The sequence below is a fragment of the Rhodoferax sp. GT1R46 genome (assembly GCF_056521285.1).
This window is the reverse complement of sequence record NZ_JBWMBC010000005.1, coordinates 150,747-171,424: the sequence shown is the minus strand read 5'-3', so window position 1 is coordinate 171,424 and position 20,678 is coordinate 150,747. Positions and strand designations below refer to the sequence as shown.

The following is a 20,678-nucleotide window of genomic DNA, read 5'->3' as shown; positions in this document are numbered from 1 at the left end:
ATCCTGCCAGCGGCATCGATCGATAGAAAGAACGCAAGTGAACACCGAATCAGCACCCCTACGCAAGGTCATCCCCATTGCCGAGTCCCTGGACAAAGGGCCTATTGAGCCCCCACCGGGTGCCGATGCAGAGATGGTCTCGCTGTACGAGGCGCACAAAAAGATCTACCCCCGCAGTGTTACCGGGTTTTTCTCCAACTGGCGCTGGGCCACGGTGTTCCTGACCCAGATTGTGTTCTACGGCTTGCCATGGCTCGAATGGGGCCAGCGCCAAGCCGTGCTGTTTGATCTGGGTGCACGGCGCTTCTATATCTTCGGTCTGGTGCTGTATCCGCAGGACTTCATCTACCTCACCGGCATTCTGGTGATCTCGGCCTTCTCGCTGTTCCTGTTTACCGCGGTAGCAGGGCGCTTGTGGTGCGGCTATGCCTGCCCGCAAACGGTTTATACGGAAATTTTCCTCTGGCTGGAAAAAAAGACAGAGGGCGACCGCTCCGCGCGCATGCGCCGCGATGCGCGGCCTTGGACCCTGGACAAACTGTGGCGCAAGACCAGCAAGCACGTCCTGTGGTTGGCGGTCGCCTTGTGGACCGGTTTTACCTTCGTGGGTTACTTCACACCCATTCACGAGTTGGGCCGTGAATTCATCCAGCTCGACATGGGTTCGTGGGAAATTTTCTGGACATTTTTCTACGGCTTTGCCACTTACGGTAATGCCGGCTTCATGCGTGAGCAGGTCTGCAAGCACATGTGCCCGTACGCACGCTTTCAAAGCGCCATGTTCGACAAGGACACCCTCATCGTCACCTACGACGCCGAGCGCGGCGAGCCCCGTGGCGCGCGCTCCAAAAAGGCCGATCTGTCGACCCTGAATCTGGGCGCCTGCGTGGACTGCAGCTTGTGCGTGCAGGTGTGCCCCACCGGCATCGATATCCGCAAAGGCTTGCAATACGAATGCATCGGCTGCGGCGCCTGCGCTGACGTGTGCGATACGGTGATGGACAAAGTGGGCTATGCGCGCGGCCTGGTGAAATACTCCACCGAGAACGCCGTCAATCAGCAATGGACGCGTGCCCAGACCCTGCGCCATGTGCTGCGTCCGCGGGTGCTGATTTACATCGCGATTCTTGGCACCGTGGTCACCGCCATGGCGGTCAGCCTGGCGATGCGCATCCCCTTCAAGGTGGATGTGGTGCGCGACCGGGGCGCGCTGGCACGCATTGCCGAAGGGGGACGCATCGAAAATGTGTTTCGCCTGCAGATCATGAATGCGACCGAGGCGACACAGCGGTTCCACATTTCAGTGGAAGGCATGCCCGGTTTGAGCGTGGTGTCCGAAAACGACATTGCCATTGCTTCCACGCAAGCCCGATGGGTCGCCGTGCGGGTACAGGGCCCTGCGGAAGGGCTTGCACCGGGCTCGCACACCATCCACTTCGAAATTGCCGCCGAGGGTTCCATCGGCAAAGTGTCCGAAAAAGCCGTATTCATTGTTCTCCGTTAAGGATTAACCATGAACCAGGATCCCACTGCGCTGAGTCAACGATTGATGTGGATTGTGTGGCCCGCCTTTTTGATGGCGGGCGTGCTGGAGATTGTGGTGTTCGCCATGGTGGATCCCGCCGACCTGCATTGGCAAGGCGCGCCGCTGGAGGCATCGCGCCAGGCGGTTTACACCGTGGTCTTTTTTGTGTTTTGGTTCATCACCATGGTCAGCGGCGCCTTGACGACGCTGTTGGCCATGTCGCCGTTTGAGGTGAACCGCTGCCCCGTGCCGCGCGACAGCCGACCCGAAACCTGTGCAGAAGACTGTCCCCGGCAGGGAACACCTTAAGGGGGTAACTCCAACATGAAGAACAGCAATACGCCCACACGGCGCCACCTGTTGGCGGGTATGGCCAGCCTCGCGGCCCTCAGCGCACCCGCGCAGGCCACGTCGTCCGCCACGGCTTCCGGAAAAACCGGTGACTTGGTGGGAAACACGCTGCACAAGATCGTCTTCCAGCTCAACAAGGCGGACGACGCCTACCAGGAAGCCATCTTCAACTCCATCAGTGCGGTGCTCAAAAAATACGTGGACGACGTCAGCATTGTGGTGGTGGTGTGGGGGCCGGGCATTCACCTTCTGGCGAAAAAACCAAAACGCCCGGTGCCCAAGCTCCTGCAAGACCGGGCACGCAGCATGGCGGAAGCCTATGGCATCCGGTTCATTGCCTGCGGCAACACCATGCACAGTGTGGGCTGGTCACCGTCGGACATGTTTGATTTTGTGCAAGTAGAGGACGTGGGTGCGGCAGCGGTGATGGAGCTGCAGGAAAAGGGCTACGCCTACGTCGCCTGGTGATGTTCAAGGCTGATGTATGAACTTCTGGGACCAAAGGTTTACTGAGCCTGGCTACAAGTACGGCACAGAGCCCAATGCCTTTTTGCGCGAACAGGCCGTGCGCCTGCATTCCGCCAGCCGGGTGCTGGTACCTGGCGATGGCGAAGGCCGCAACGGGGTCTGGCTGGCCGAGCAGGGGCACACTGTCTTCTCGGTGGACAGCTCGGAGGTCGGTCTGAAAAAAGCGCGCGCGTTGGCTGCTGCCCGTGGCGTGTCGCTCAACACCGAATGGGTGGATCTGGCTGACTGGGCGCCCGAGGCCGACAGCCTGGACGCCGTGGTGCTGATCTATACCCACTTGCCCAGTGCCATCCGGTCTGCGGCGCACCGGCGCATGGCCGAAGGCCTGCAAAGCGGGGGCTGGCTGATACTGGAAGCGTTTCACCCCGCGCAGTTGGCGCATAACAGCGGTGGCCCCAAAGATGCCGACATGCTGTACACCCCCGAACTGCTGGAGGCCGACTTTGCGGGCCTGCTTGCGCCTAAGCTCGTGTGGCAGGGGGAGACCACCTTGTCCGAAGGGCCGGGCCACCGGGGGTTGGCGCATGTGACGCGCTGGGTGGGGCGGCGTTATGCATAAAAAAGGCCTCTAGCCCCCGTATCTATTGCGTAAGCAGCTATTATTTTAATAGTAAACTCTTCAGGAGAAACCCATGAAAACCGCCCACGACCTCGTAGCCGCCGCCAAAACCCGCGTGCAGGAAATCAGTGTTCAAGATGCCGAGCAGGCCATTCGCGAAGCCGATGTGCTGGTGGATGTGCGCGAGGCCGATGAATTTGCCGCAGGCCATGTGCCCGGTGCGGTGCACATCTCGCGTGGCATGCTGGAGTTTCGTTTCAGCGGCATGCCAGCCCTGCAAGCCCGCGACCTCAAGATCGTGCTGTATTGCAAAACCAGCGGCCGCGCTGCACTTGCTGCTGCTGCTTTGCACGAGATGGGCTACTTGAACGTGCAGTCCATTGCGGGCGGTTCTGATGCCTGGGCGGCGGCGGGCAAACCCGTTGCCAAGCCTGAGGCGCCGTCGTTCGAATAGTCAGAGCGAGCGGCCTTCGCCCGCTTCTTCCACGGTTTGTCCATCGCGGATGTGATAAATCCGTTTGAAGGTGGGGATGATCTTCTCGTCGTGCGTCACCACAATGATCGCGGTCTGAGCCTGCTGCGCCATCTGGTTCAGGATGCGCATCACCGCCAGAGCACGTTCGCTGTCCAACGGTGCAGTGGGCTCGTCGGCCAGGATGACCGGCGGGCGGTTGGCCAGTGCACGGGCAATCGACACCCGTTGTTGCTCGCCCCCTGACAGTTGCGACGGCTCGGCTTTGGCGCGGTGCTGCACGTCCAGCGCGGTCAGCAGTTCGATCGCGCGGGCGCGGGCCAGTGCGTTGGGCATGCCGGCCAGCATGGGCAACAGGGCCACGTTGTCGGTCACGTCCAGAAACGGAATCAGGTAGGGCGCCTGAAACACAAAGCCGATGCGGTCACGCCGCAGGGCGCGCAGGTCGCTCACCTTCCAGCCGTCGTCATAGATCACGTCATTGCCAAGGGTCATGCGGCCCGACGTGGGTTCAATGATGGCGCCCAGGCATTTGAGCAGCGTGCTTTTGCCCGAGCCCGAGGGCCCGACCAGGCCCACCACCTCGCCGGGGCTGACCTGCATGTTCACGTTCCTGAGGGCCTCGACGGCGGTGTCGCCCTTGCCGTACACCTTGCGCAGGCCTTCAATCAGAATGCCGCCGGGAAGGGGTGGTTTTTTCATGGGGATCATCCAATGGCCTCTGCCGGGTCGACGTTCAGCGCCGCACGAATGGCCAGCGTGCTGGCCAGCGCGCAAATCACCATCGTGACCACCAGTCCGGTGAGGGCATCCTGTGTGAGCAGCAGCACGAATTTGGGAAACACCGGTGCCCAGATGGTGGCCGCTATCTTGCCCACCACAAAGCCAATCAGGCCCAGGCCCAGCGCCTGCTGCAGGATCATGCTGGCAATGGTGGTGTTGCGCGTGCCAATGAGCTTAAGCACTGCAATCTCCCGGATTTTCCCTAGCGTCATGGTGTAGATGATGAAGGCCACAATGGCCGCGCTGACGATGGCCAGAATCACCAGAAACATGAAGATCTGCTTGGCGGCGGTGGCAATCAGTTTGGCCACCAGAATCTCTTCCATGCCCGCGCGGGTGAACACCTGCAGGTGCTTCCAGCGCCGAATCGGCTCGGCCACCTGCTCGGGATCAAAGCCAGGTGCGATTTGTACCAGCACCGCGTTCACGTTGTGGCTGCTGGCTTGCAGCGCCTGAACCGCGTCCAGCAGACCGGGCACGCCCGGGCGGTTGAAGGCCGGGTTGGCCGCCGTGCGAGTACGGTCGTTTTGAATGGCGTCGTTGTCTTTCAAGAACTGCGCTTCCTGCGCGTCCTTGAGCGCAATGAAAACCATCGGGTCACCGCCCGAGGACACCATGCGCTGCGTCAGGCCTACCACGGTGTAGTCGTGGCGGCGAATGCGGATGTGCTCGCCCAGCGCAAAGCCGGTTTTGACATCGGCCACCGCCTCGTAATGGCTGCGGGTGAGCTGGCGCCCCGCCACCAGATAGCCTGGCTCGCCCGATTGGCCGGGCTCCATACCGACCACCATGGCGCGGGTGTCGTCACCATCCGCACCCTGCACCTGCATGGTGAAGTAGGTCACATTGGCGGCCTGCGCCACGCCGGGCATGCCGCGCACACTGCGCACCACATCGTCTTTGAGGCTGGACGATTCGGCATAGGGCCCCTGCGTGTCTTTTTGCACCACCCACAGGTCGGCCCGGCTGTTGTCGAGCAGGGCGTGGGCATCGTCCACCATGCCGCGGTAGACGCCGGCCATGGTTAGCGTCACGCCAATCAACAGGCCCAGGCCCAGCCCGGTGAGTACAAATTTGCCCCAGCTGTGGACAATGTCGCGCCCGGCCAGGCTGATCATGGTGCCGCCTTGGCTTTGACCAGTGTGTCCACCACCTGCACGCGGGCGCCCTCGGTCAAGGCCTTCTGGCTGTACACCACCACGGTGTCGCCGGCTTGGAGCCCTTCCAGAATCTGCACCTGGCCACCCAAGTTGCTGGCACCCAATCGCACGGCTGCGAATACGGGCTTGCCGCCTTCCAGCCGCCACACGCCTGTTTGGCCCTGCACGCGCTGGATGCTGGCGTTAGGCAGCACCAGGGTGGAGTCGGTTTGGGGGAGTTGCAGCGTTACCTCTGCCAGTTCACCAACCGACGCCGTGATGGCAGTGCCCGCAGGTGGCGCATCAAACGCCACTTGCGCCATGCGCTCTTCGGTCACGCTGTCGGCCAGTAGCTCCACTCGAGCGACCTGGCCTGTCAATGGGGTGCGCGGTTGCGAGCGCAGCACGATGCTGGCCTTCAAACCTGCAGCCAATCCGGCAGAGCGTCCCTGGTCCACCCGCAACTTGACCCACAGACTGCCGGGGTCGATGACGCGCACTACCGGCTGACCCGCCACTACGGTGCTGCCCGCCTCGGCATCGCGGCTGGTGACCACCCCATCGGCCGGGGCCAACAGGCGCACGTTGCCACGCTGTTGTTGCAAAGCAGCGCGCTCAGCCTTTTGCCGGCTCACGTCCTGGCCGGCGCCGGTGAGGTTGGCCTGTGCAGCCTGCAGCGCCGCATCGGCCGAAGCTTTCTCCTGCAAGCGAGACTCCAGTGCGCCCGGGCTGATGAAGTTCTGGGCGGCAAGTTCCTGGTTGCGTTTGGCGTTGATGGCGGCCAGCTCACGCCGCGCGGTGGCGTCCGTGACCTGGGCCAGTGCCGCCGCCTGTGTGCTGCCTGCGCGGGCGAGCGCGGCGTCCAAAGCGCTCAGGCGTTGGTCCAAGTCCACCGGGTCCATCTCAGCCAACAGCTGGCCAGCCTTCACCGTGTCGCCCACATCCACCTTGACGCTGAGCACCCGTCCCGCCACGGTGGGGCCCACCATCCAGCTGCGACGCGCTTCCACGGTGCCGATGCCAAAAATGGCGGGGGTGATGCGTCCTTCCTGGACGGAGGTAACCGTGACGCGCGTGGGCGCAAGAGGGCCGGCGTTGCGGGCCACAAAGACCAGTGCACCGATCAGTATCACCAGCAGTGCACCGATGCCCATCCGGCGTAGCAGCAATGGGTTGCGTTTCATGGGGTTTCCTTCAGTGTGAGTCCGCGCAGGTAAATGGAGAACACGCCGGGCGCCTGGGCCGCCATGGCGTGTACTTGACCGCTGAGCAGCGATTGCATGACCAGGCCTTGCACCGCGCCCATAAAGAGCACGGTCGCGGACTGCAAGTCGGTGCCAGGTGCCAGCGAATGCTGTTTTTTTGCCTGTGTCAGCAGGCCCATGAGCAGGGCCCGGTATTGCTGCATCAGCCCGCGCACGCGGGCCTTGAGCGGCGTGTCCTCGGTGTGCTGCAATTCCTGAAAAATGATGCGCGGCACACCGGGGTGGGCGATCACGAAGTTCACGTGTTCCAGAAACACGTTCTGCAAAGCCGCCAGCGCGTTGGGTTCGGGTCTTTCAAGGGTGATGGCAAGCGTGGCGGCGGCTTGCAGCCGGGCCATCAGGGTGTCAGTAGCCCAGTCCAGTGCGGCCAGCCAGACGGCCTCTTTGCTGGAAAAGTGCCTGAATACCGCCCCTTGTGTAATTCCCACTGCCTGCGCCAGGTCGCCGGTGGTGATGTCGGCCGGGCTGCGCTGCGCCGCCAGTTGCAAGGCCGCCTCGACCAGACTGGCTTGGCGAACTTCCGTGACTTGTTTGGGGCGCTTGGGTGTTGCCTTCATATTCAAGTAATTGAGTAATTACATGAATTGTAAGCACAAATTACATACGGTATGGGGTATTTATTTGTTGCTTTAAATGACAGCAGGCTGCAGTTGCAACTGTCGTCGTTGAGCTGCGCCGCAATGGATTCGCCCAAGTGCGACTGGGTGGGTACGGTCCAGGCCCGGGTGCTACGGGCAGTGGTTATGCAATTTCCACTGCGCCTCGTGGCCAATGGCTTTGGCGAAATCGGGCACCTTGCAGCGCGCGGCCTCGACAGGTTCTTGCGTGGCTGGCGGCTGCGCTGCAAGGCCAGACATGGCCGCAGCATCGGGCAGGACACTGAACGTGCGGGCTTCGGGTGCCGTCTGGCGAACCCATTGCGCAGTGACCACCACGATACCCACAAACGCGACCAGAACAAGGCGTTGCGTCCACCCCAACCCCTGCACGCCTTGGGCAGGCGCTTCGCATACGCCACCGGGGCACAACTGGGCGGGTTCACGGTTGAACAGTGTATAGAGCTTGCAACCCAGGCAGATGCCAAACGCCGACTCAAAAAACATCAACAGCAGGCAGGTGCCGCACACCAGCATGTTGATGGGGCCGATCACCTGGTTCACCACCATCAGGAAAAACATGGTGACCGCCAGCAGAAGCCCCAAGCCCCAGGCAAAGCGTTTTTGCGGCGCACCCACCCACTCGGGTTGCTGGTGTCGGACAAACCATTGCCCCACGATCATGCTGGGCGACCATTTCGGGCTGATGAACAGGCGGATGGCCATGTCCAGCAAAAACACCACCACAAACAGCCGCGTGGGCTGGAAGTTGCCCAGCAGCATGGCATTCATGAAGGAAATGAACGCCGGAACAAAAAGCAGACCCGCCGCTGCACGAACCGCCCGCTCGTTGACCACGCGCACCGCGTAGCCGTCAATCTGCTCGCCCAATTCAAAAATGCTGCTCACGGTGAAGATCCTGACTTGTCGGTAGGGGTGGGTGTGCCGCCAGGTCGTTTGCTGGCGGCCTCTGCTTCGGTTTCGTGCTGCGCGCGCGGCTGGTCGCTGTGCGACACCGGATAGCTATCCGCCATGTAGCCCGGGCCTTTCATCACCATGACGATGATGCAGCCGATGGCGATCGTCAGCACCATGGTCCAGTGGAAAACAATGACGGCACCCACAAAATAGTCAGCCATCTGGAGCCAGCGCGCTTGCGCAGCGCTGGCTTGCGGGTCGTTCATCCAGTGCAAAACGCCCAAACCCACCAAGGGCAGCACGGTTCCCAGCAGCGCAATTTTCGGCAGCTTGCGCCAAAGTCGCCATTCGAGTCCACTGGCCGTGCGAATGGAGTTGGGGATTTTTTGCAGCCAATTCATGCTGCCATTGTCGGCATAACCGACGGCGACGTTTTGATCAGGCGCAATTGACCACCGGTGCAAACAAAAAATGGCACTAGCTCCCGCCGATACTGCACAAGCAGCTATCGTTTTTGTAGCGCCGCGGCCAGTTTGAGGTGAATGCCGCCGAACCCCCCATTGCTCATGCACAGAATGTGGTCGCCGGGACGCACGCTCGCCAGTACCTGTGTCACCAGTAAATCGATGTTGTCGGCCACCTGCGCGCGTGCCCCCATGCCAGACAGGGCTTGCGCAGCGTCCCAGTCGAGTCCACCGGAATGGCAAAAAGCCAGATCGGCCTCTTCGAGGCTCCAAGGCAACTGCGACTTCATGGCGCCGAGTTTCATGGTGTTGCTGCGTGGCTCAAAAACGGCCAGGATGCGTGCGGAGCCCACCTTGCGACGCAAGCCATTGACCGTGGTGCGGATGGCGGTCGGGTGGTGGGCGAAGTCGTCATAAATAGTGACCGGTGCGGCCACTTCGCCGGGTTTTGCCGGGCCGTGCCATGGCACGCAGGCGCGCACCTCCATGCGGCGCTTGACGTTCTCGAACCGTCCCAGTGCCGATGCCGCTTGCGCGGGCGCCACCCCGACATGCTCTGCCGCCGCAATGGCCGCCAGCGCGTTGAGCTGGTTGTGCACGCCGCCTAAAGGCCACTCGACGCGGCCCACGGTCTTACCCTGGTGGACCACGTCAAATGCATCCGGTTCACCCACTGCAGTGAAGTCGCTGACGGCTGCGCCAAAGGTGCGTACTTCGCTCCAGCAACCCTGGTGGAGCACGCGGGTCAGGCTTTCTTCGAGGCCATTGACCACCACGCGGCCCGTCAATGGTACGGTGCGCACCAAGTGGTGAAACTGGCGTTCGATGGCGGCCAGGTTGTCAAAAATGTCGGCGTGGTCGAATTCCAGATTGTTCAACACGGCGGTACGGGGCCGGTAGTGCACGAACTTGCTGCGCTTGTCGAAAAATGCCGTGTCGTATTCGTCGGCTTCTATGACAAAAAAGGCCCCCGAGCCCAACCTGGCGGAGACGCTGAAGTTCATGGGCACGCCGCCGACCAGAAACCCGGGCTGCAGGCCGGCGCATTCCAGTATCCAGGCCAGCATGGCCGTGGTGGTAGTTTTACCGTGGGTGCCGGCCACCGCCAGCACATGGCGGCCCTGCAGCACATGTTCGGCCAGCCATTGGGGACCGCTGGTGTAGGGCGAGCCGGCGTCCAAAATGGCTTCCATCAGCGGAAACTTGGGCGTGCCATCGGGCAGGCGCGCACGGCTGACGACATTGCCGATGACAAACATGTCGGGAGCCAGCGCCATCTGGTCTGCACCAAAGCCCTCGATCAACTCAATGCCCAAGCCGCGCAGCTGGTCGCTCATGGGCGGGTAGACGCCGGCGTCGCAGCCGGTTACGCGGTGACCCGCTTCGCGGGCGAGTGCGGCCAGACCACCCATGAAGGTGCCACAAATGCCAAGAATATGAATGTGCATGCGCTTATTCTAAGTCGAGGCTCATGGCGATTGAGGCCGCGGGCCCGCGTGTCGATTGTGCAGGCCGCTATCAAAAATGGAGCGCCCTGTCTCGAGACGTTGATGGGTGCACAGGTGCAAAATGGCGCCATGGAATCATTGAAAGAAGAAATTGCGGCCGTATCCGCCCGTATGGTGGTGGAGGAGGGGCTGGAATACGGCACCGCCAAACGCCGCGCGGTCAAGCAGATGGGCTTGTCGCCGCGTACGGGCTTGCCCGATAACGACCAAGTTGAGGCGGCGGTCGAGGAGTACATCGCCATCTTTTGTGCGGACACGCAACCTGCCGAACTGCGCTCACTGCGGGTGTTGGCGCTTTCGTGGATGGAGCGGCTGGAGCGCTTTCGGCCACACATCGGTGGGTCGGTATGGCATGGAACGGCTACGCGCCGATCAGACATTTATCTTCAATTGTTCTGTGATGACCCGAAATCGGCCGAAATTGGCCTAATTGACATGAACGTCCGCTTCGAGCCGCGCACCGTGACCGGCTTTCAGGGGGACTCTGTGGATGCACTGAGCGTGCATGTGCTCTGTCCGGACTTTGGTGAGTACATCGGTTTGCACTTGTTGATTTACGACTTTGATGATTTGCGCGGTGCCCTGAAACCCGATGCGCGGGGCAGGCGGCCAAGGGGCGATCTGGCAGCTTTGCGCAATTTGCTGCATGATGGCGGCCCATGACCGATTCTCAATCTGACATCCCGACTCCTCCCGCTGTTGCACCCGTGATGGGCCGCCGGGCGATTTTGGGCGGTGCTGCCGCAGCGGCCGCACTGGCGGGTGCAGGCGTGGCATGGTGGCGTACCAAAATGCCCGAAATACCGCCGGGCGCGATGCCCGTGGAGGGTTTTTGGTCCATGCAATGGGAAACCCCGCAAGGTGGCGTTGTACCCATGCAGTCATTTCGGGGGCGTCCACTGCTATTGAACTTCTGGGCAACGTGGTGCCCGCCGTGCGTGGAAGAATTGCCTTTAATAAACGCGTTCTATCAGCAAAATAAAGCCAACGGTTGGCAAGTGCTGGGGCTGGCGGTCGACAAGCTCGCATCCGTGCAGGCGTTTCTGCAAAAAATGCCACTGGATTTTCCGGTCGGAATGGCCGGGTTGGCGGGCGCAGATCTGGGGCGTGGCTTGGGTAATCTGGCAGGTGGACTGCCGTTCTCCGTCGTTGTGGGTGGCAATGGGCAGGTGCTTCAACGCAAGATGGGCCGTCTGAGTGCGTCCGACCTGGACGCGTGGGTGCGTTTAAAATAGGCGTGCGGCGGACAAAAAAACCAGAATACTCTCTTCAGGGTTGTTCCCGGGTCCGCAGAGTTCCCTGAGTCTTTGCAGGGACTTCGGCTGTAAATAAATAGTTTTATCGCCAGATGGCGTTTTTTGCTGTAAATTCGCCGCTTACTAAATGTCGGTTGTTGGAGATATCATGGATTTACGCAAACTCAAAACTTTGATCGATCTGGTGTCGGACTCGAATGTGTCTGAACTGGAAATCACCGAGGCAGAAGGCAAAGTTCGCATCGTTAAAGGCGGTGGAGCCATGGTGCAAGGCTATGCGCCCGCGCCCGTTTATGCCGCGCCTCTTGCGGCTGCGCCAGTGCCAGCGGCGAGCGCGGTGCCTGTCGTCGCCGAAGCGGCCGCCGGTCACGCAGTCAAGTCGCCGATGGTGGGTACCTTTTACCGCTCGTCCTCTCCTGGCGCCAAGGCCTATGTGGAGGTGGGTGACTCCATCAAGGAAGGCGAGACGATCTGCATCATAGAAGCCATGAAGATTCTCAACGAGATCGAGGCCGACAAGTCCGGCACGGTCACTCGCATCCTGTGCGAGAACGGTCAAGCCGTTGAATACGGTCAATTCCTGTTCGTCATAGAGTAAGTTCTCACACGCATTCTCATGTTCAAAAAAATCCTGATCGCCAACCGTGGCGAGATTGCGCTGCGAATCCAGCGTGCCTGCCGCGAAATGGGTATCAAGGCCGTGATGGTCTATTCTGAAGCTGACCGGGAGGCCAAATACGTCAAACTGGCCGATGAGGCGGTTTGCATCGGACCAGCCCAGTCGTCTCTCAGCTACCTGAATGTGCCGGCGATTATCTCGGCTGCCGAGGTTACGGACGCTGAAGCCATTCACCCGGGCTACGGATTCCTGAGCGAGAACGCGGATTTCGCCGAGCGGGTGGAGAAAAGCGGCTTCCAGTTCATTGGACCCACGCCTGAATCGATCCGCATCATGGGCGACAAGGTGTCAGCCAAACAAGCCATGATCCGCGCCGGCGTTCCCTGCGTGCCCGGATCCGAGGGTGAATTGCCGGATGACCCGGTCCAGATTCGCCGCATTGCCAAGGCGGTGGGTTACCCCGTCATCATCAAGGCGGCAGGCGGTGGCGGTGGGCGCGGCATGCGGGTGGTGCACACAGAGGCGGCGCTGATCAACGCAGTCGCGATGACGAAGGCAGAAGCCGGTGCTGCATTCAACAATCCGGCCGTTTATATGGAGAAGTTTCTCCAGAACCCGCGCCACATTGAAATCCAGATTCTTGCGGACAAGCATAAAAACGCCGTCTATCTGGGCGAGCGGGATTGCTCCATGCAGCGTAGGCACCAGAAAATTCTGGAGGAGGCGCCCGCACCCGGTATCAATCGCAAGCTGATCGATCGCGTAGGCGAGCGCTGCGTGGCTGCGTGCAAGAAGATTGGTTATAGGGGCGCCGGAACCTTTGAGTTCCTGTACGAAGACGGCGAGTTCTACTTCATTGAGATGAATACCCGTGTGCAGGTGGAGCATCCCGTCACAGAAATGGTGACCGGCATCGACATCGTCCGGACCCAGATCATGGTGGCAGCAGGTGAAAAGTTGCCGTTTACCCAGCGCCAGATCGAGATCCGGGGTCATGCGATCGAATGCCGTATCAACGCAGAAGACCCTTTCAAGTTCATTCCCTCACCAGGTCGGGTCACGATGTGGCATCCACCGGGTGGCCCAGGTGTGCGGGTGGATTCTCATGTGTACACCAATTATTTTGTGCCGCCCAACTACGACTCCATGGTCGGAAAAATCATTGTGCACGGTGACACGCGTGAGCAAGCCATGGCCCGCATGCGGACGGCGCTTGCGGAGACGGTGGTGGAGGGTATCAACACCAATATTCCGCTGCACCGAGAATTGATGGTGGACGCCAAGTTTATGGATGGGGGGACCAACATCCATTACCTTGAGCACTGGCTAGAACAGCACAAGCGCTAATCACCATGGCGATGTTTGAACTGAGCATGATGTGCCCCGAAGACCGGGTGGAATGGTTGAGTGATGCCCTCGACGCGCTGGACGCCTTGAGCGTGAGTGTCGAAGACGCAGATGCCCAGACGGATGCCGAACAGGCCCTTTTTGGTGAGCCCGGCATGCCGCCACCTAAAGATGGATGGCAGCGTTCGCGGGTGACTGCGTTGTTTGCCGAAGAGTCCCTTGCTGCAGAAGCTGCTGGATTGCTCAAGGTGCAGGAACTGTTTGCGGGGTGCCTGGTCTTGGCTATGGCAGCAGTGCCCGATCAGGACTGGGTGCGGTTGACGCAGTCGCAGTTCACGCCGGTGGAGATTACACCCGAATTCTGGATCGTGCCGACCTGGCATGAACCACCTGCCCAGGCGCGCCAGGTGATTCGGCTCGACCCGGGACTTGCCTTCGGCACGGGAACCCACCCCACTACCCGCATGTGTCTGCGCTGGATTGCAACCCACTCCGTGCAAGGACGCGTTTTGGACTACGGCTGCGGGTCCGGTATTCTGGCCATTGGGGCTGCGAAATTCGGGGCGAGCGAAGTCGTCGCGGTCGACATTGATGTCGCGGCGGTTCAGTCCACCGAATTGAACGCCTCTGCAAACGGGGTGATCTTGCTGGCGGGTCTGCCGGACCGGGCTGAGGGTGTGTACGAAGTGGTGTTGGCCAATATTCTGGCCACGCCACTCAAGGTGCTGGCTCCCTTACTGTGTGCACATGTCGTGCCGGGTGGTGATCTGGTGCTTGCGGGCATTCTGGAGCGGCAAGCCGATGAGCTTATCGAGGCGTACGCGCCGCATTGTCGTCTTGCGGTCGCCGACCGGGAAGATGGCTGGATATTGATGACCGCATCAATCTGAACGTGCATTTCAGGCCATCTACAATGGCCTACCGATGAGCCTGATAACCCAATGTCCCGCCTGCTCCACGATGTTCAAAGTGGTGCCGGATCAACTTCGTATTTCAGACGGTTGGGTCCGTTGCGGGCAATGTGACGAGGTTTTTGACGCCAATGCGCATCTTCTTGGCGCGGTAGCGCCCGAGACTGAGACCGAGGCGCAACCAGAGTTCGCTGCCCATGAGGTTGCCGACGAACTCCCCGATAGCGTAGTTCCTGACCGGTTCGATTTTCTTTCCATTGAGCCGGAGCCAACGCCCGAGCCTGACCTCGCGGTGGCCGAGGTTCCCCCGGATTCGTTTCCTGAGCAGAGTCCTTCTGAGCTGTCACGGATTCTGGAGTTTCCCGTTGATTCTGATGTTGATCTTGAGCCAGAACCAGAACCAGAACCAGAGAATCTACCTCTTGACGATTCGGTTGTCGCCGATGTTCCGGGTGATGTGGTCGACGAAGATGCATGTGTCGAACCAGCGGCAGAGGTGTCACCGCTCCGGTTCGTGCAGGCAGACGCCATAGAGAGTCCGGCCGAGAGTGACCCCAATCTGTCATTTATGCGATCCGCTCGCGAGGCAACTATATGGAGCCGGCCGCTGATTCGCGCTTCATTGGTGCTACTGTGCGTCCTTCTGGCAGGCGTGCTTTTTCTGCAGATTACCGTTCAGGAGCGGGACCGGATTACCGCAATGGAGCCCGCCACAAAACCCTTTGTGTCGTTGATATGTGAAGCGCTGGCCTGCAAGATTGCGCCATTGCGGCAAATTGAATCTGTGGTGATAGACAGTTCTTCTTTCACCAAAGTCCGTGCCGATGTGTACCGTTTGACTTTCACGCTCAAGAACAGCGCTCCAATCGAAGTGGCGACGCCAGCGATGGAGTTGGCACTAACCGATATGCAGGATCGTCCGCTGGTTCGGCGGATTTTTGCGGCCAGCGAATTGGGGATCGAGCAGGCCGCCATGGCTCCCGGTGTTGAGTTGGCCGCGAGTCTCGCCATTAATGTGCGCTTGCCAGCGCCCTCCGATCGGGTGTCGGGGTATCGGTTGCTTGCTTTCTACCCATAAAAAAGCCCGGAACCTTGCAGTTCCGGGCTTTGATTCCAATCAGCAGACCGTTTAGGGTTTGCTGGATGTTGGAAAGGGCCATGCGGCCTGCGGGCTCAAAGTGGTCTGAGCAGCAGGCGCGGCGGAAGCAGCGGGTGCTTTCGCGGCTTTCTTCGCAGCCGACTTCTTGGCTGCCTTTTTAGCGACTGGCTTTTTTGCTACGGCCGCCTTCTTGGCAGGAGCCGCTTTTTTCGCCGGAGTAGCTTTCTTGGCAGGAGCCGCTTTTTTGGCAACTACTTTTTTTGCCGGAGTGGCTTTCTTGGCAGGAGCCGCTTTTTTAGCAACTACTTTTTTTGCCGGAGCGGCTTTCTTGGCAGGAGCTGCTTTTTTAGCAACTACTTTTTTTGCCGGAGCGGCTTTCTTGGCAGGAGCTGCTTTTTTAGCAACTACTTTTTTTGCCGGAGCAGTCTTCTTGGCAGGAGCTGCTTTTTTAGCAGCTACTTTTTTTGCTGGCGCAGCTTTTTTCGCTGGTGCAGCTTTCTTTACGGATGCGGCCATTTTTTTTGGAGCCGATTTTTTTGCAGTTGCCATTATTTTCTCCTTGATCAATTTACAAAGAGCACTTCTTGCCGGTTGGATCGCAAGAAGCGATTCATGTTGTTGGGCAAAGGCCCAGCAGCATGAACTTGGTGACACAAACCCATCGCATCCTTTACAGAGTGCTGGTGGATTTGTGAAATTCGCAGAACCATTTTCAACGTCTTAGTCCCAGGACAGCGCGCCGCCCGATTGGTACTCAATCACGCGTGTCTCGAAGAAATTACGCTCCTTCTTCAAGTCGATCATCTCGCTCATCCAGGGGAACGGGTTCTCTTCATTGGGGAACAATGCTTCCAGTCCGATCTGGGTGGCACGTCGATTGGCGATGTAGCGCAAGTAGCCCTTGAACATGGAAGCGTTCATGCCCAGCACGCCACGTGGCATGGTGTCTTCTGCGTAACGGTATTCCAACTCCACAGCCTTCTCGAACAAAGCCTTGATTTCGCTCTTGAATTCCGCAGTCCAGAGTTGCGGGTTTTCGAGCTTGAGCTGGTTGATCAGGTCAATGCCAAAATTGCAGTGCATGGACTCATCGCGCAGGATGTACTGGTACTGCTCTGCGGCGCCGGTCATCTTGTTCTGCCGTCCCAGCGCCAGGATCTGCGTGAAGCCAACATAGAAGAACAGGCCTTCCATCAGACAGGCGAACACGATCAGCGACTTCAGCAGTGTCTGATCGGCTTCGGGTGTTCCTGTATGGAAGTTGGGGTCCATGATTGCATCAATGAACGGGATCAGAAATTGATCCTTGTCCCGGATGGACTGCACTTCGTTGTAGGCGTTGAAGATTTCGCTCTCGTCCAGCCCCAGCGACTCCACAATGTACTGATATGCATGCGTGTGGATGGCCTCTTCAAACGCCTGACGCAGCAAGAACTGGCGGCATTCGGGCGCAGTGATGTGCCGATACGTGCCGAGCACAATATTGTTGGCGGCCAGTGAATCTGCAGTAACAAAAAACCCGAGATTGCGTTTGATGATGCGGCGCTCGTCTTCAGTCAGGCCGTTCGGGTCTTTCCATAGCGCAATGTCCCTGGTCATGTTGACCTCTTGCGGCATCCAATGGTTGGCGCAGCTCGCAAGGTACTTCTCCCACGCCCATTTGTACTTGAACGGGACCAGCTGATTGACATCGGTCTGACCGTTGATGATTCGTTTGTCCGAAGCCTTCATGCGCCGAGGCGCCTCAGATGGGCGGGCTGCAACAGGCGTCGATGGCATGGGGAGGGGTGCTAGATGCGCGCCATCATTCAATGTACGAACAACGGGAGCGCTTTGCGCTTGCACCGCAGACAGTTCTTCCGTCGGCGTGTGCGCAAAATTCGGTAGCGATGTGGGCTTGATTTCTTCGTCCCAGGTCAACATAAATAATTCCAATCAGCGGATTATGAGAGCAGCGAAATGAAATGAAAAGTAATCATGCATTTCGTTGCTCGCATGTGTTGTTCAATTGCATCGCGTGAAACGCGACACATGCTTTTTCTTCACTGACATGACTCACAGGTTGGGTCATCAACGCCACAAAACTTGATGTCCGTCGCCGCGTTTGTCGCCATCTCCATTTGCATTTGTGCGGCGGCTGCTGCGGTCTCCAACGCGCTGGAACTCCGCATGGAACCCTTGGCGTCATTGCCACTGGACACTGCATTCATGCGTCCGGCCGTGACAGTCGATTTCTCTGCATGCGTTGCCGACATGGTGCGCAGGTAGTAAGTGGTCTTCAAGCCACGCAGCCAGGCAAGCTTGTAGGTCTCGTCCAGCTTCTTGCCTGAAGCGCCTGCCATATAAATATTCAGTGATTGCGCTTGGTCAATCCACTTCTGACGACGCGCTGCAGCCTCAACCAGCCACTGGGTCTCCACTTCAAAAGCTGTCGCGTACAACTGCTTCACGTCCTGGGGTACGCGATCGATCGGGCTCAGCGATCCATCGAAGTGTTTCAGGTCCATCACCATGACGTCATCCCACAAGCCCAGGCGTTTCAGGTCTTTGACGAGATAGCCATTGATGACGGTGAACTCGCCCGACAAATTGGATTTGACCGACAGGTTGCCGAAGCTGGGCTCGATGGAGGCATCGACGCCAATGATGTTGGAGATGGTTGCCGTCGGCGCAATGGCAACACAGTTGGAGTTGCGCATGCCGTCAACCGCAATCTTTTGGCGCAACGCATCCCAATCCATAGTGGACGAACGGTCCACTTCCACATAGCCGCCACGTGCGCTGGCCAGCATGTCGAGGGTGTCGAGTGGCAAAACGCCTTTGTCCCACAGCGATCCCTTGTAGCTGGAGTACTTGCCGCGCTCTTTGGCCAGATCAGTGGATGCCCAATAGGCGTAGTAACTGATGGCTTCCATGGACTGGTCGGCAAAATCCACGGCAGCATCGCTCGCGTAGGGGATGCGCAACTCATACAGGCTGTCCTGGAAAGCCATGACTCCCAGGCCGACCGGGCGGTGGCGCAGGTTGGAGTCACGCGCTTTTTTGACGGCGTAGTAATTGATGTCGATGACGTTGTCCAGCATGCGCATGGCGGTCGAAATGGTGCGCTTGAGCTTGTCGTGGTCCAGTGCGCCGTTCTTCAGGTGCTGGCGCAGATTGACGGAACCCAGGTTGCAGACGGCCGTTTCGGTGTCGGAGGTGTTGAGTGTGATCTCGGTGCACAGATTGGATGAGTGCACGACACCCGCATGCTGCTGGGGCGAGCGAACGTTACAGGCGTCCTTGAAGGTAATCCAGGGATGTCCGGTTTCGAACAGCATGGTGAGCATCTTGCGCCACAGGTCGCTGGCTTGGACGGTGCGGGAGGGTTTGATCTCGCCGCGGGCTGCTTTTTCTTCATAGGCCACGTAGGCCTTTTCGAACTCCGCACCAAACAAATCGTGCAGGTCGGGCACATTGTTGGGGGAGAACAGGGTCCACTGGCCTTTTTCCATCACGCGGCGCATGAACAGATCAGGAATCCAGTTGGCTGTATTCATGTCGTGTGTGCGGCGGCGGTCATCGCCAGTGTTCTTGCGCAGTTCCAGGAACTCTTCGATGTCGAGGTGCCACGTCTCCAGGTAGGTGCAAACGGCACCTTTACGCTTGCCGCCCTGATTCACGGCAACGGCCGTGTCATTGACCACCTTCAGGAACGGCACCACACCTTGTGATTCGCCGTTGGTACCCTTGATGTGGGCGCCCAAGGCACGCACACGCGTCCAGTCGTTGCCCAGGCCGCCCGCGAATTTGGAGAGGAGCGCGTTTTCCTTGATGGATTCGTAGATGCCGTCCAGGTCATCGGGCACCGTGGTCAGGTAGCAGCTGGAGAGCTGGGAGCGCAGCGTGCCACTGTTGAACAGTGTCGGGGTGCTAGACATGAAGTCGAAGCTGGAAAGTACTTCGTAAAACTCGATGGCCCGCGCCTCGCGGTCGATCTCGTTGAGGGACAGACCCATGGCCACGCGCATGAAGAAAGCCTGGGGCAATTCAATGCGGATTTTGCCTTCATGCAGGAAGTAGCGGTCATACAGCGTCTGCAAGCCCAGGTAATCAAATTGCAGATCACGATCGGCCTTGAGGGCTGCGCCCAAACGCTTCAAATCAAACTGCATCAATCGTTCATCCAGCAACTCGGCGCCAACGCCTCGCTTGATGAATCCGGGGAAGTAATCGGTGTAGGCCGCAGCCATGTCGGCAGGCGCGACGTCACGCCCCAGTACTTCGCGGGAAATGGTGTGAAACAGCAGGCGTGCTGTGGCGTACGTGTAGTCGGGGTCTTTTTCAATCAGTGTTCGGGCCGCCAGGATGGAGGCCTTGTACACCTCGTCCATGGGCACGCCGTCGTACAGGTTGCGCATGGTTTCGGCCAGAATGGGCTCAGCGCTGACATCGGCTCCCAAACCCATGCAGGCTGTCTGAATCAGCGACTTGAGTTGACCGAGGTCCAGCACCACGCGCTGACCGCCTTCAATGGCATGTAATACGGGTGCGACTGGCGCCACTTGCGCGACTTGTTTGGCGCGCTCCTGGGTGCGGCGCTCACGATACAGAACATAGGCACGTGCGATTTCGTGGTGTCCGCCCCGCATGAGGCCGAGTTCCACCTGATCCTGTACATCCTCAATATGGAAGGTTCCACCGCCTGGGCGCGAGCGCATCAGCGCCCGGATGACTTGCTGCGTCAAAACGTCAACCATTTCGCGAACGCTGGCAGACGCCGCGCCCTGGGTTCCGTGAACGGCCAGAAAGGCCTTCATCATGGCCACCGCAATTTTGTTGGGCTCAAAAGGTACGACGGCGCCATTGCGACGAATGATCTGGTAGTGGTCAAGCAGGTTAATGGCGCCACTGTCAGCCATCGGCTCACTGAGGGCGGGTGGGACTGCGCTGGAGGCGAGAGCGGTGGCGTTTGAAACAGATTGCATGATTTCCTCGTCTAAATCGGTATTTTTATTGGGCTCAAATGAACCTGGTTGCCGGCTTTTTTGGCGGAATTTCTGAAAAGCCGGTGAAAGCAGCACACACTATATATGGGGTGCAGGGTGGTTGCAAGACGCTACCGGTAGTGTATCCGGTCAAAGTTTGCCAAACCGCGGCAGTTGCTTGGCTTGTGCTATTGGCCTGCGCTGCATGCCTACGCGGCGCCCGTAAAGTGGGCAATGCTTTGCAGGCCTTATCTGACGTGTGTTTGAGCCAGGAAACCCAATGCTGGCGCTGCTTTCAAACGCTTTTGCCTGGAAAAACCGCATGCGGTGGCGGTTTGATGTCTACGGGACATCGCAGCGATGCATTTGAA

Annotated in this window: 21 protein-coding genes; 11 read left to right on the top strand and 10 right to left on the bottom strand. The window is 59.3% G+C overall.

What is annotated here, in order from left to right; all coding sequences use genetic code 11:
- Window positions 1-37: 37 nt before the first annotated feature.
- From ccoG to AC097W_RS12855, 5 genes are all read left to right on the top strand, one after another.
- Window positions 38-1,504: a cytochrome c oxidase accessory protein CcoG gene (gene ccoG, locus AC097W_RS12875; RefSeq protein ID WP_479602962.1), complete on the top strand. Its 1,467-nt coding sequence runs from the start codon at window positions 38-40 to the stop codon at window positions 1,502-1,504.
- A 9-nt stretch (window positions 1,505-1,513) separates the two neighbouring features.
- On the top strand, window positions 1,514-1,834 hold the full coding sequence (locus AC097W_RS12870; protein ID WP_479602961.1) for a hypothetical protein: 321 nt from the start codon (window positions 1,514-1,516) through the stop codon (window positions 1,832-1,834).
- Between the two features lie 15 nt (window positions 1,835-1,849).
- Window positions 1,850-2,344, top strand: coding sequence for a DsrE family protein (locus tag AC097W_RS12865; protein ID WP_479602960.1), 495 nt, complete (start codon window positions 1,850-1,852; stop codon window positions 2,342-2,344).
- A 16-nt stretch (window positions 2,345-2,360) separates the two neighbouring features.
- Window positions 2,361-2,963 (top strand): class I SAM-dependent methyltransferase, encoded by a 603-nt coding sequence (locus tag AC097W_RS12860; protein WP_479602959.1) that lies wholly within the window; start codon window positions 2,361-2,363, stop codon window positions 2,961-2,963.
- 73 nt (window positions 2,964-3,036) lie between these two features.
- Entirely contained in the window at window positions 3,037-3,417 is a 381-nt protein-coding gene (locus AC097W_RS12855; protein WP_479602958.1) for a rhodanese-like domain-containing protein, read from the top strand.
- Here the strand turns inward: AC097W_RS12855 and AC097W_RS12850 are convergent, their stop codons facing one another.
- From AC097W_RS12850 to mpl, 7 genes are all read right to left on the bottom strand, one after another.
- Complete coding sequence (locus AC097W_RS12850; RefSeq protein ID WP_479602957.1) at window positions 3,418-4,137, bottom strand: ABC transporter ATP-binding protein; 720 nt, start codon at window positions 4,135-4,137, stop codon at window positions 3,418-3,420.
- Between the two features lie 5 nt (window positions 4,138-4,142).
- Entirely contained in the window at window positions 4,143-5,336 is a 1,194-nt protein-coding gene (locus AC097W_RS12845) for an ABC transporter permease (protein WP_479602956.1), read from the bottom strand.
- Complete coding sequence (locus AC097W_RS12840; protein WP_479602955.1) at window positions 5,333-6,541, bottom strand: efflux RND transporter periplasmic adaptor subunit; 1,209 nt, start codon at window positions 6,539-6,541, stop codon at window positions 5,333-5,335. Before AC097W_RS12840 ends, AC097W_RS12845 begins: the two co-directional genes overlap by 4 nt.
- Window positions 6,538-7,179 (bottom strand): TetR/AcrR family transcriptional regulator, encoded by a 642-nt coding sequence (locus AC097W_RS12835; RefSeq protein ID WP_479602954.1) that lies wholly within the window; start codon window positions 7,177-7,179, stop codon window positions 6,538-6,540. The genes AC097W_RS12840 and AC097W_RS12835 overlap by 4 nt, the downstream gene beginning before the upstream one ends.
- A 171-nt stretch (window positions 7,180-7,350) precedes the next feature.
- Window positions 7,351-8,127 (bottom strand): DUF4395 domain-containing protein, encoded by a 777-nt coding sequence (locus AC097W_RS12830; protein ID WP_479602953.1) that lies wholly within the window; start codon window positions 8,125-8,127, stop codon window positions 7,351-7,353.
- Entirely contained in the window at window positions 8,124-8,537 is a 414-nt protein-coding gene (locus AC097W_RS12825; RefSeq protein WP_479602952.1) for a hypothetical protein, read from the bottom strand. The genes AC097W_RS12830 and AC097W_RS12825 overlap by 4 nt, the downstream gene beginning before the upstream one ends.
- A gap of 104 nt (window positions 8,538-8,641) precedes the next feature.
- Complete coding sequence (mpl, locus tag AC097W_RS12820; RefSeq protein WP_479602951.1) at window positions 8,642-10,048, bottom strand: UDP-N-acetylmuramate:L-alanyl-gamma-D-glutamyl-meso-diaminopimelate ligase; 1,407 nt, start codon at window positions 10,046-10,048, stop codon at window positions 8,642-8,644.
- A 129-nt stretch (window positions 10,049-10,177) separates the two neighbouring features.
- On the opposite strand from mpl, the gene AC097W_RS12815 reads away from it, so the two are divergent.
- The 6 genes from AC097W_RS12815 to AC097W_RS12790 all read left to right on the top strand — a co-directional run bounded on the left by AC097W_RS12815 (window position 10,178) and on the right by AC097W_RS12790 (window position 15,319).
- Window positions 10,178-10,771, top strand: a complete 594-nt coding sequence (locus AC097W_RS12815; protein WP_479602950.1) for a hypothetical protein — start codon at window positions 10,178-10,180, stop codon at window positions 10,769-10,771.
- On the top strand, window positions 10,768-11,343 hold the full coding sequence (locus tag AC097W_RS12810) for a TlpA disulfide reductase family protein (RefSeq protein ID WP_479602949.1): 576 nt from the start codon (window positions 10,768-10,770) through the stop codon (window positions 11,341-11,343). The genes AC097W_RS12815 and AC097W_RS12810 overlap by 4 nt, the downstream gene beginning before the upstream one ends.
- A 169-nt stretch (window positions 11,344-11,512) precedes the next feature.
- Complete coding sequence (gene accB, locus AC097W_RS12805) at window positions 11,513-11,962, top strand: acetyl-CoA carboxylase biotin carboxyl carrier protein (RefSeq protein ID WP_479602948.1); 450 nt, start codon at window positions 11,513-11,515, stop codon at window positions 11,960-11,962.
- 18 nt (window positions 11,963-11,980) lie between these two features.
- Window positions 11,981-13,330, top strand: coding sequence for an acetyl-CoA carboxylase biotin carboxylase subunit (accC, locus tag AC097W_RS12800; RefSeq protein ID WP_479602947.1), 1,350 nt, complete (start codon window positions 11,981-11,983; stop codon window positions 13,328-13,330).
- An 11-nt stretch (window positions 13,331-13,341) separates the two neighbouring features.
- Window positions 13,342-14,220 carry a 50S ribosomal protein L11 methyltransferase gene (prmA, locus tag AC097W_RS12795; RefSeq protein ID WP_479603092.1) on the top strand — a complete coding sequence of 293 codons (879 nt, stop codon included), beginning with the start codon at window positions 13,342-13,344 and terminating at the stop codon, window positions 14,218-14,220.
- 70 nt (window positions 14,221-14,290) lie between these two features.
- Entirely contained in the window at window positions 14,291-15,319 is a 1,029-nt protein-coding gene (locus AC097W_RS12790; RefSeq protein WP_479602946.1) for a zinc-ribbon and DUF3426 domain-containing protein, read from the top strand.
- Between the two features lie 51 nt (window positions 15,320-15,370).
- On the opposite strand, the gene AC097W_RS12785 is transcribed toward AC097W_RS12790, so the two are convergent.
- The 3 genes from AC097W_RS12785 to AC097W_RS12775 all read right to left on the bottom strand — a co-directional run bounded on the left by AC097W_RS12785 (window position 15,371) and on the right by AC097W_RS12775 (window position 20,307).
- Complete coding sequence (locus tag AC097W_RS12785; RefSeq protein WP_479603091.1) at window positions 15,371-15,937, bottom strand: histone H1-like DNA-binding protein; 567 nt, start codon at window positions 15,935-15,937, stop codon at window positions 15,371-15,373.
- A gap of 123 nt (window positions 15,938-16,060) precedes the next feature.
- A complete protein-coding gene (locus AC097W_RS12780) occupies window positions 16,061-17,263 on the bottom strand; it encodes a ribonucleotide-diphosphate reductase subunit beta (RefSeq protein ID WP_479602945.1) in 1,203 nt (400 codons plus the stop codon).
- A gap of 119 nt (window positions 17,264-17,382) precedes the next feature.
- Window positions 17,383-20,307, bottom strand: coding sequence for a ribonucleoside-diphosphate reductase subunit alpha (locus AC097W_RS12775; protein WP_479602944.1), 2,925 nt, complete (start codon window positions 20,305-20,307; stop codon window positions 17,383-17,385).
- Window positions 20,308-20,678 lie beyond the last annotated feature (371 nt).

What these genes read in the sequence shown, in the direction of transcription:
- AC097W_RS12850 (WP_479602957.1), bottom strand. Translation starts at nt 4,137, where the DNA reads ATGAAAAAACCACCCCTTCCCGGCGGCATTCTGATTGAAGGCCTGCGC.
- AC097W_RS12790 (WP_479602946.1), top strand. Translation starts at nt 14,291, where the DNA reads ATGTTCAAAGTGGTGCCGGATCAACTTCGTATTTCAGACGGTTGGGTC.
- AC097W_RS12870 (WP_479602961.1), top strand. Translation starts at nt 1,514, where the DNA reads ATGAACCAGGATCCCACTGCGCTGAGTCAACGATTGATGTGGATTGTG.
- AC097W_RS12815 (WP_479602950.1), top strand. Translation starts at nt 10,178, where the DNA reads ATGGAATCATTGAAAGAAGAAATTGCGGCCGTATCCGCCCGTATGGTG.
- AC097W_RS12825 (WP_479602952.1), bottom strand. Translation starts at nt 8,537, where the DNA reads ATGAATTGGCTGCAAAAAATCCCCAACTCCATTCGCACGGCCAGTGGA.
- AC097W_RS12835 (WP_479602954.1), bottom strand. Translation starts at nt 7,179, where the DNA reads ATGAAGGCAACACCCAAGCGCCCCAAACAAGTCACGGAAGTTCGCCAA.
- AC097W_RS12775 (WP_479602944.1), bottom strand. Translation starts at nt 20,307, where the DNA reads ATGCAATCTGTTTCAAACGCCACCGCTCTCGCCTCCAGCGCAGTCCCA.
- accB (WP_479602948.1), top strand. Translation starts at nt 11,513, where the DNA reads ATGGATTTACGCAAACTCAAAACTTTGATCGATCTGGTGTCGGACTCG.
- AC097W_RS12810 (WP_479602949.1), top strand. Translation starts at nt 10,768, where the DNA reads ATGACCGATTCTCAATCTGACATCCCGACTCCTCCCGCTGTTGCACCC.
- AC097W_RS12780 (WP_479602945.1), bottom strand. Translation starts at nt 17,263, where the DNA reads ATGTTGACCTGGGACGAAGAAATCAAGCCCACATCGCTACCGAATTTT.
- AC097W_RS12860 (WP_479602959.1), top strand. Translation starts at nt 2,361, where the DNA reads ATGAACTTCTGGGACCAAAGGTTTACTGAGCCTGGCTACAAGTACGGC.
- accC (WP_479602947.1), top strand. Translation starts at nt 11,981, where the DNA reads ATGTTCAAAAAAATCCTGATCGCCAACCGTGGCGAGATTGCGCTGCGA.
- prmA (WP_479603092.1), top strand. Translation starts at nt 13,342, where the DNA reads ATGTTTGAACTGAGCATGATGTGCCCCGAAGACCGGGTGGAATGGTTG.
- AC097W_RS12840 (WP_479602955.1), bottom strand. Translation starts at nt 6,541, where the DNA reads ATGAAACGCAACCCATTGCTGCTACGCCGGATGGGCATCGGTGCACTG.
- AC097W_RS12845 (WP_479602956.1), bottom strand. Translation starts at nt 5,336, where the DNA reads ATGATCAGCCTGGCCGGGCGCGACATTGTCCACAGCTGGGGCAAATTT.
- mpl (WP_479602951.1), bottom strand. Translation starts at nt 10,048, where the DNA reads ATGCACATTCATATTCTTGGCATTTGTGGCACCTTCATGGGTGGTCTG.
- AC097W_RS12865 (WP_479602960.1), top strand. Translation starts at nt 1,850, where the DNA reads ATGAAGAACAGCAATACGCCCACACGGCGCCACCTGTTGGCGGGTATG.
- AC097W_RS12855 (WP_479602958.1), top strand. Translation starts at nt 3,037, where the DNA reads ATGAAAACCGCCCACGACCTCGTAGCCGCCGCCAAAACCCGCGTGCAG.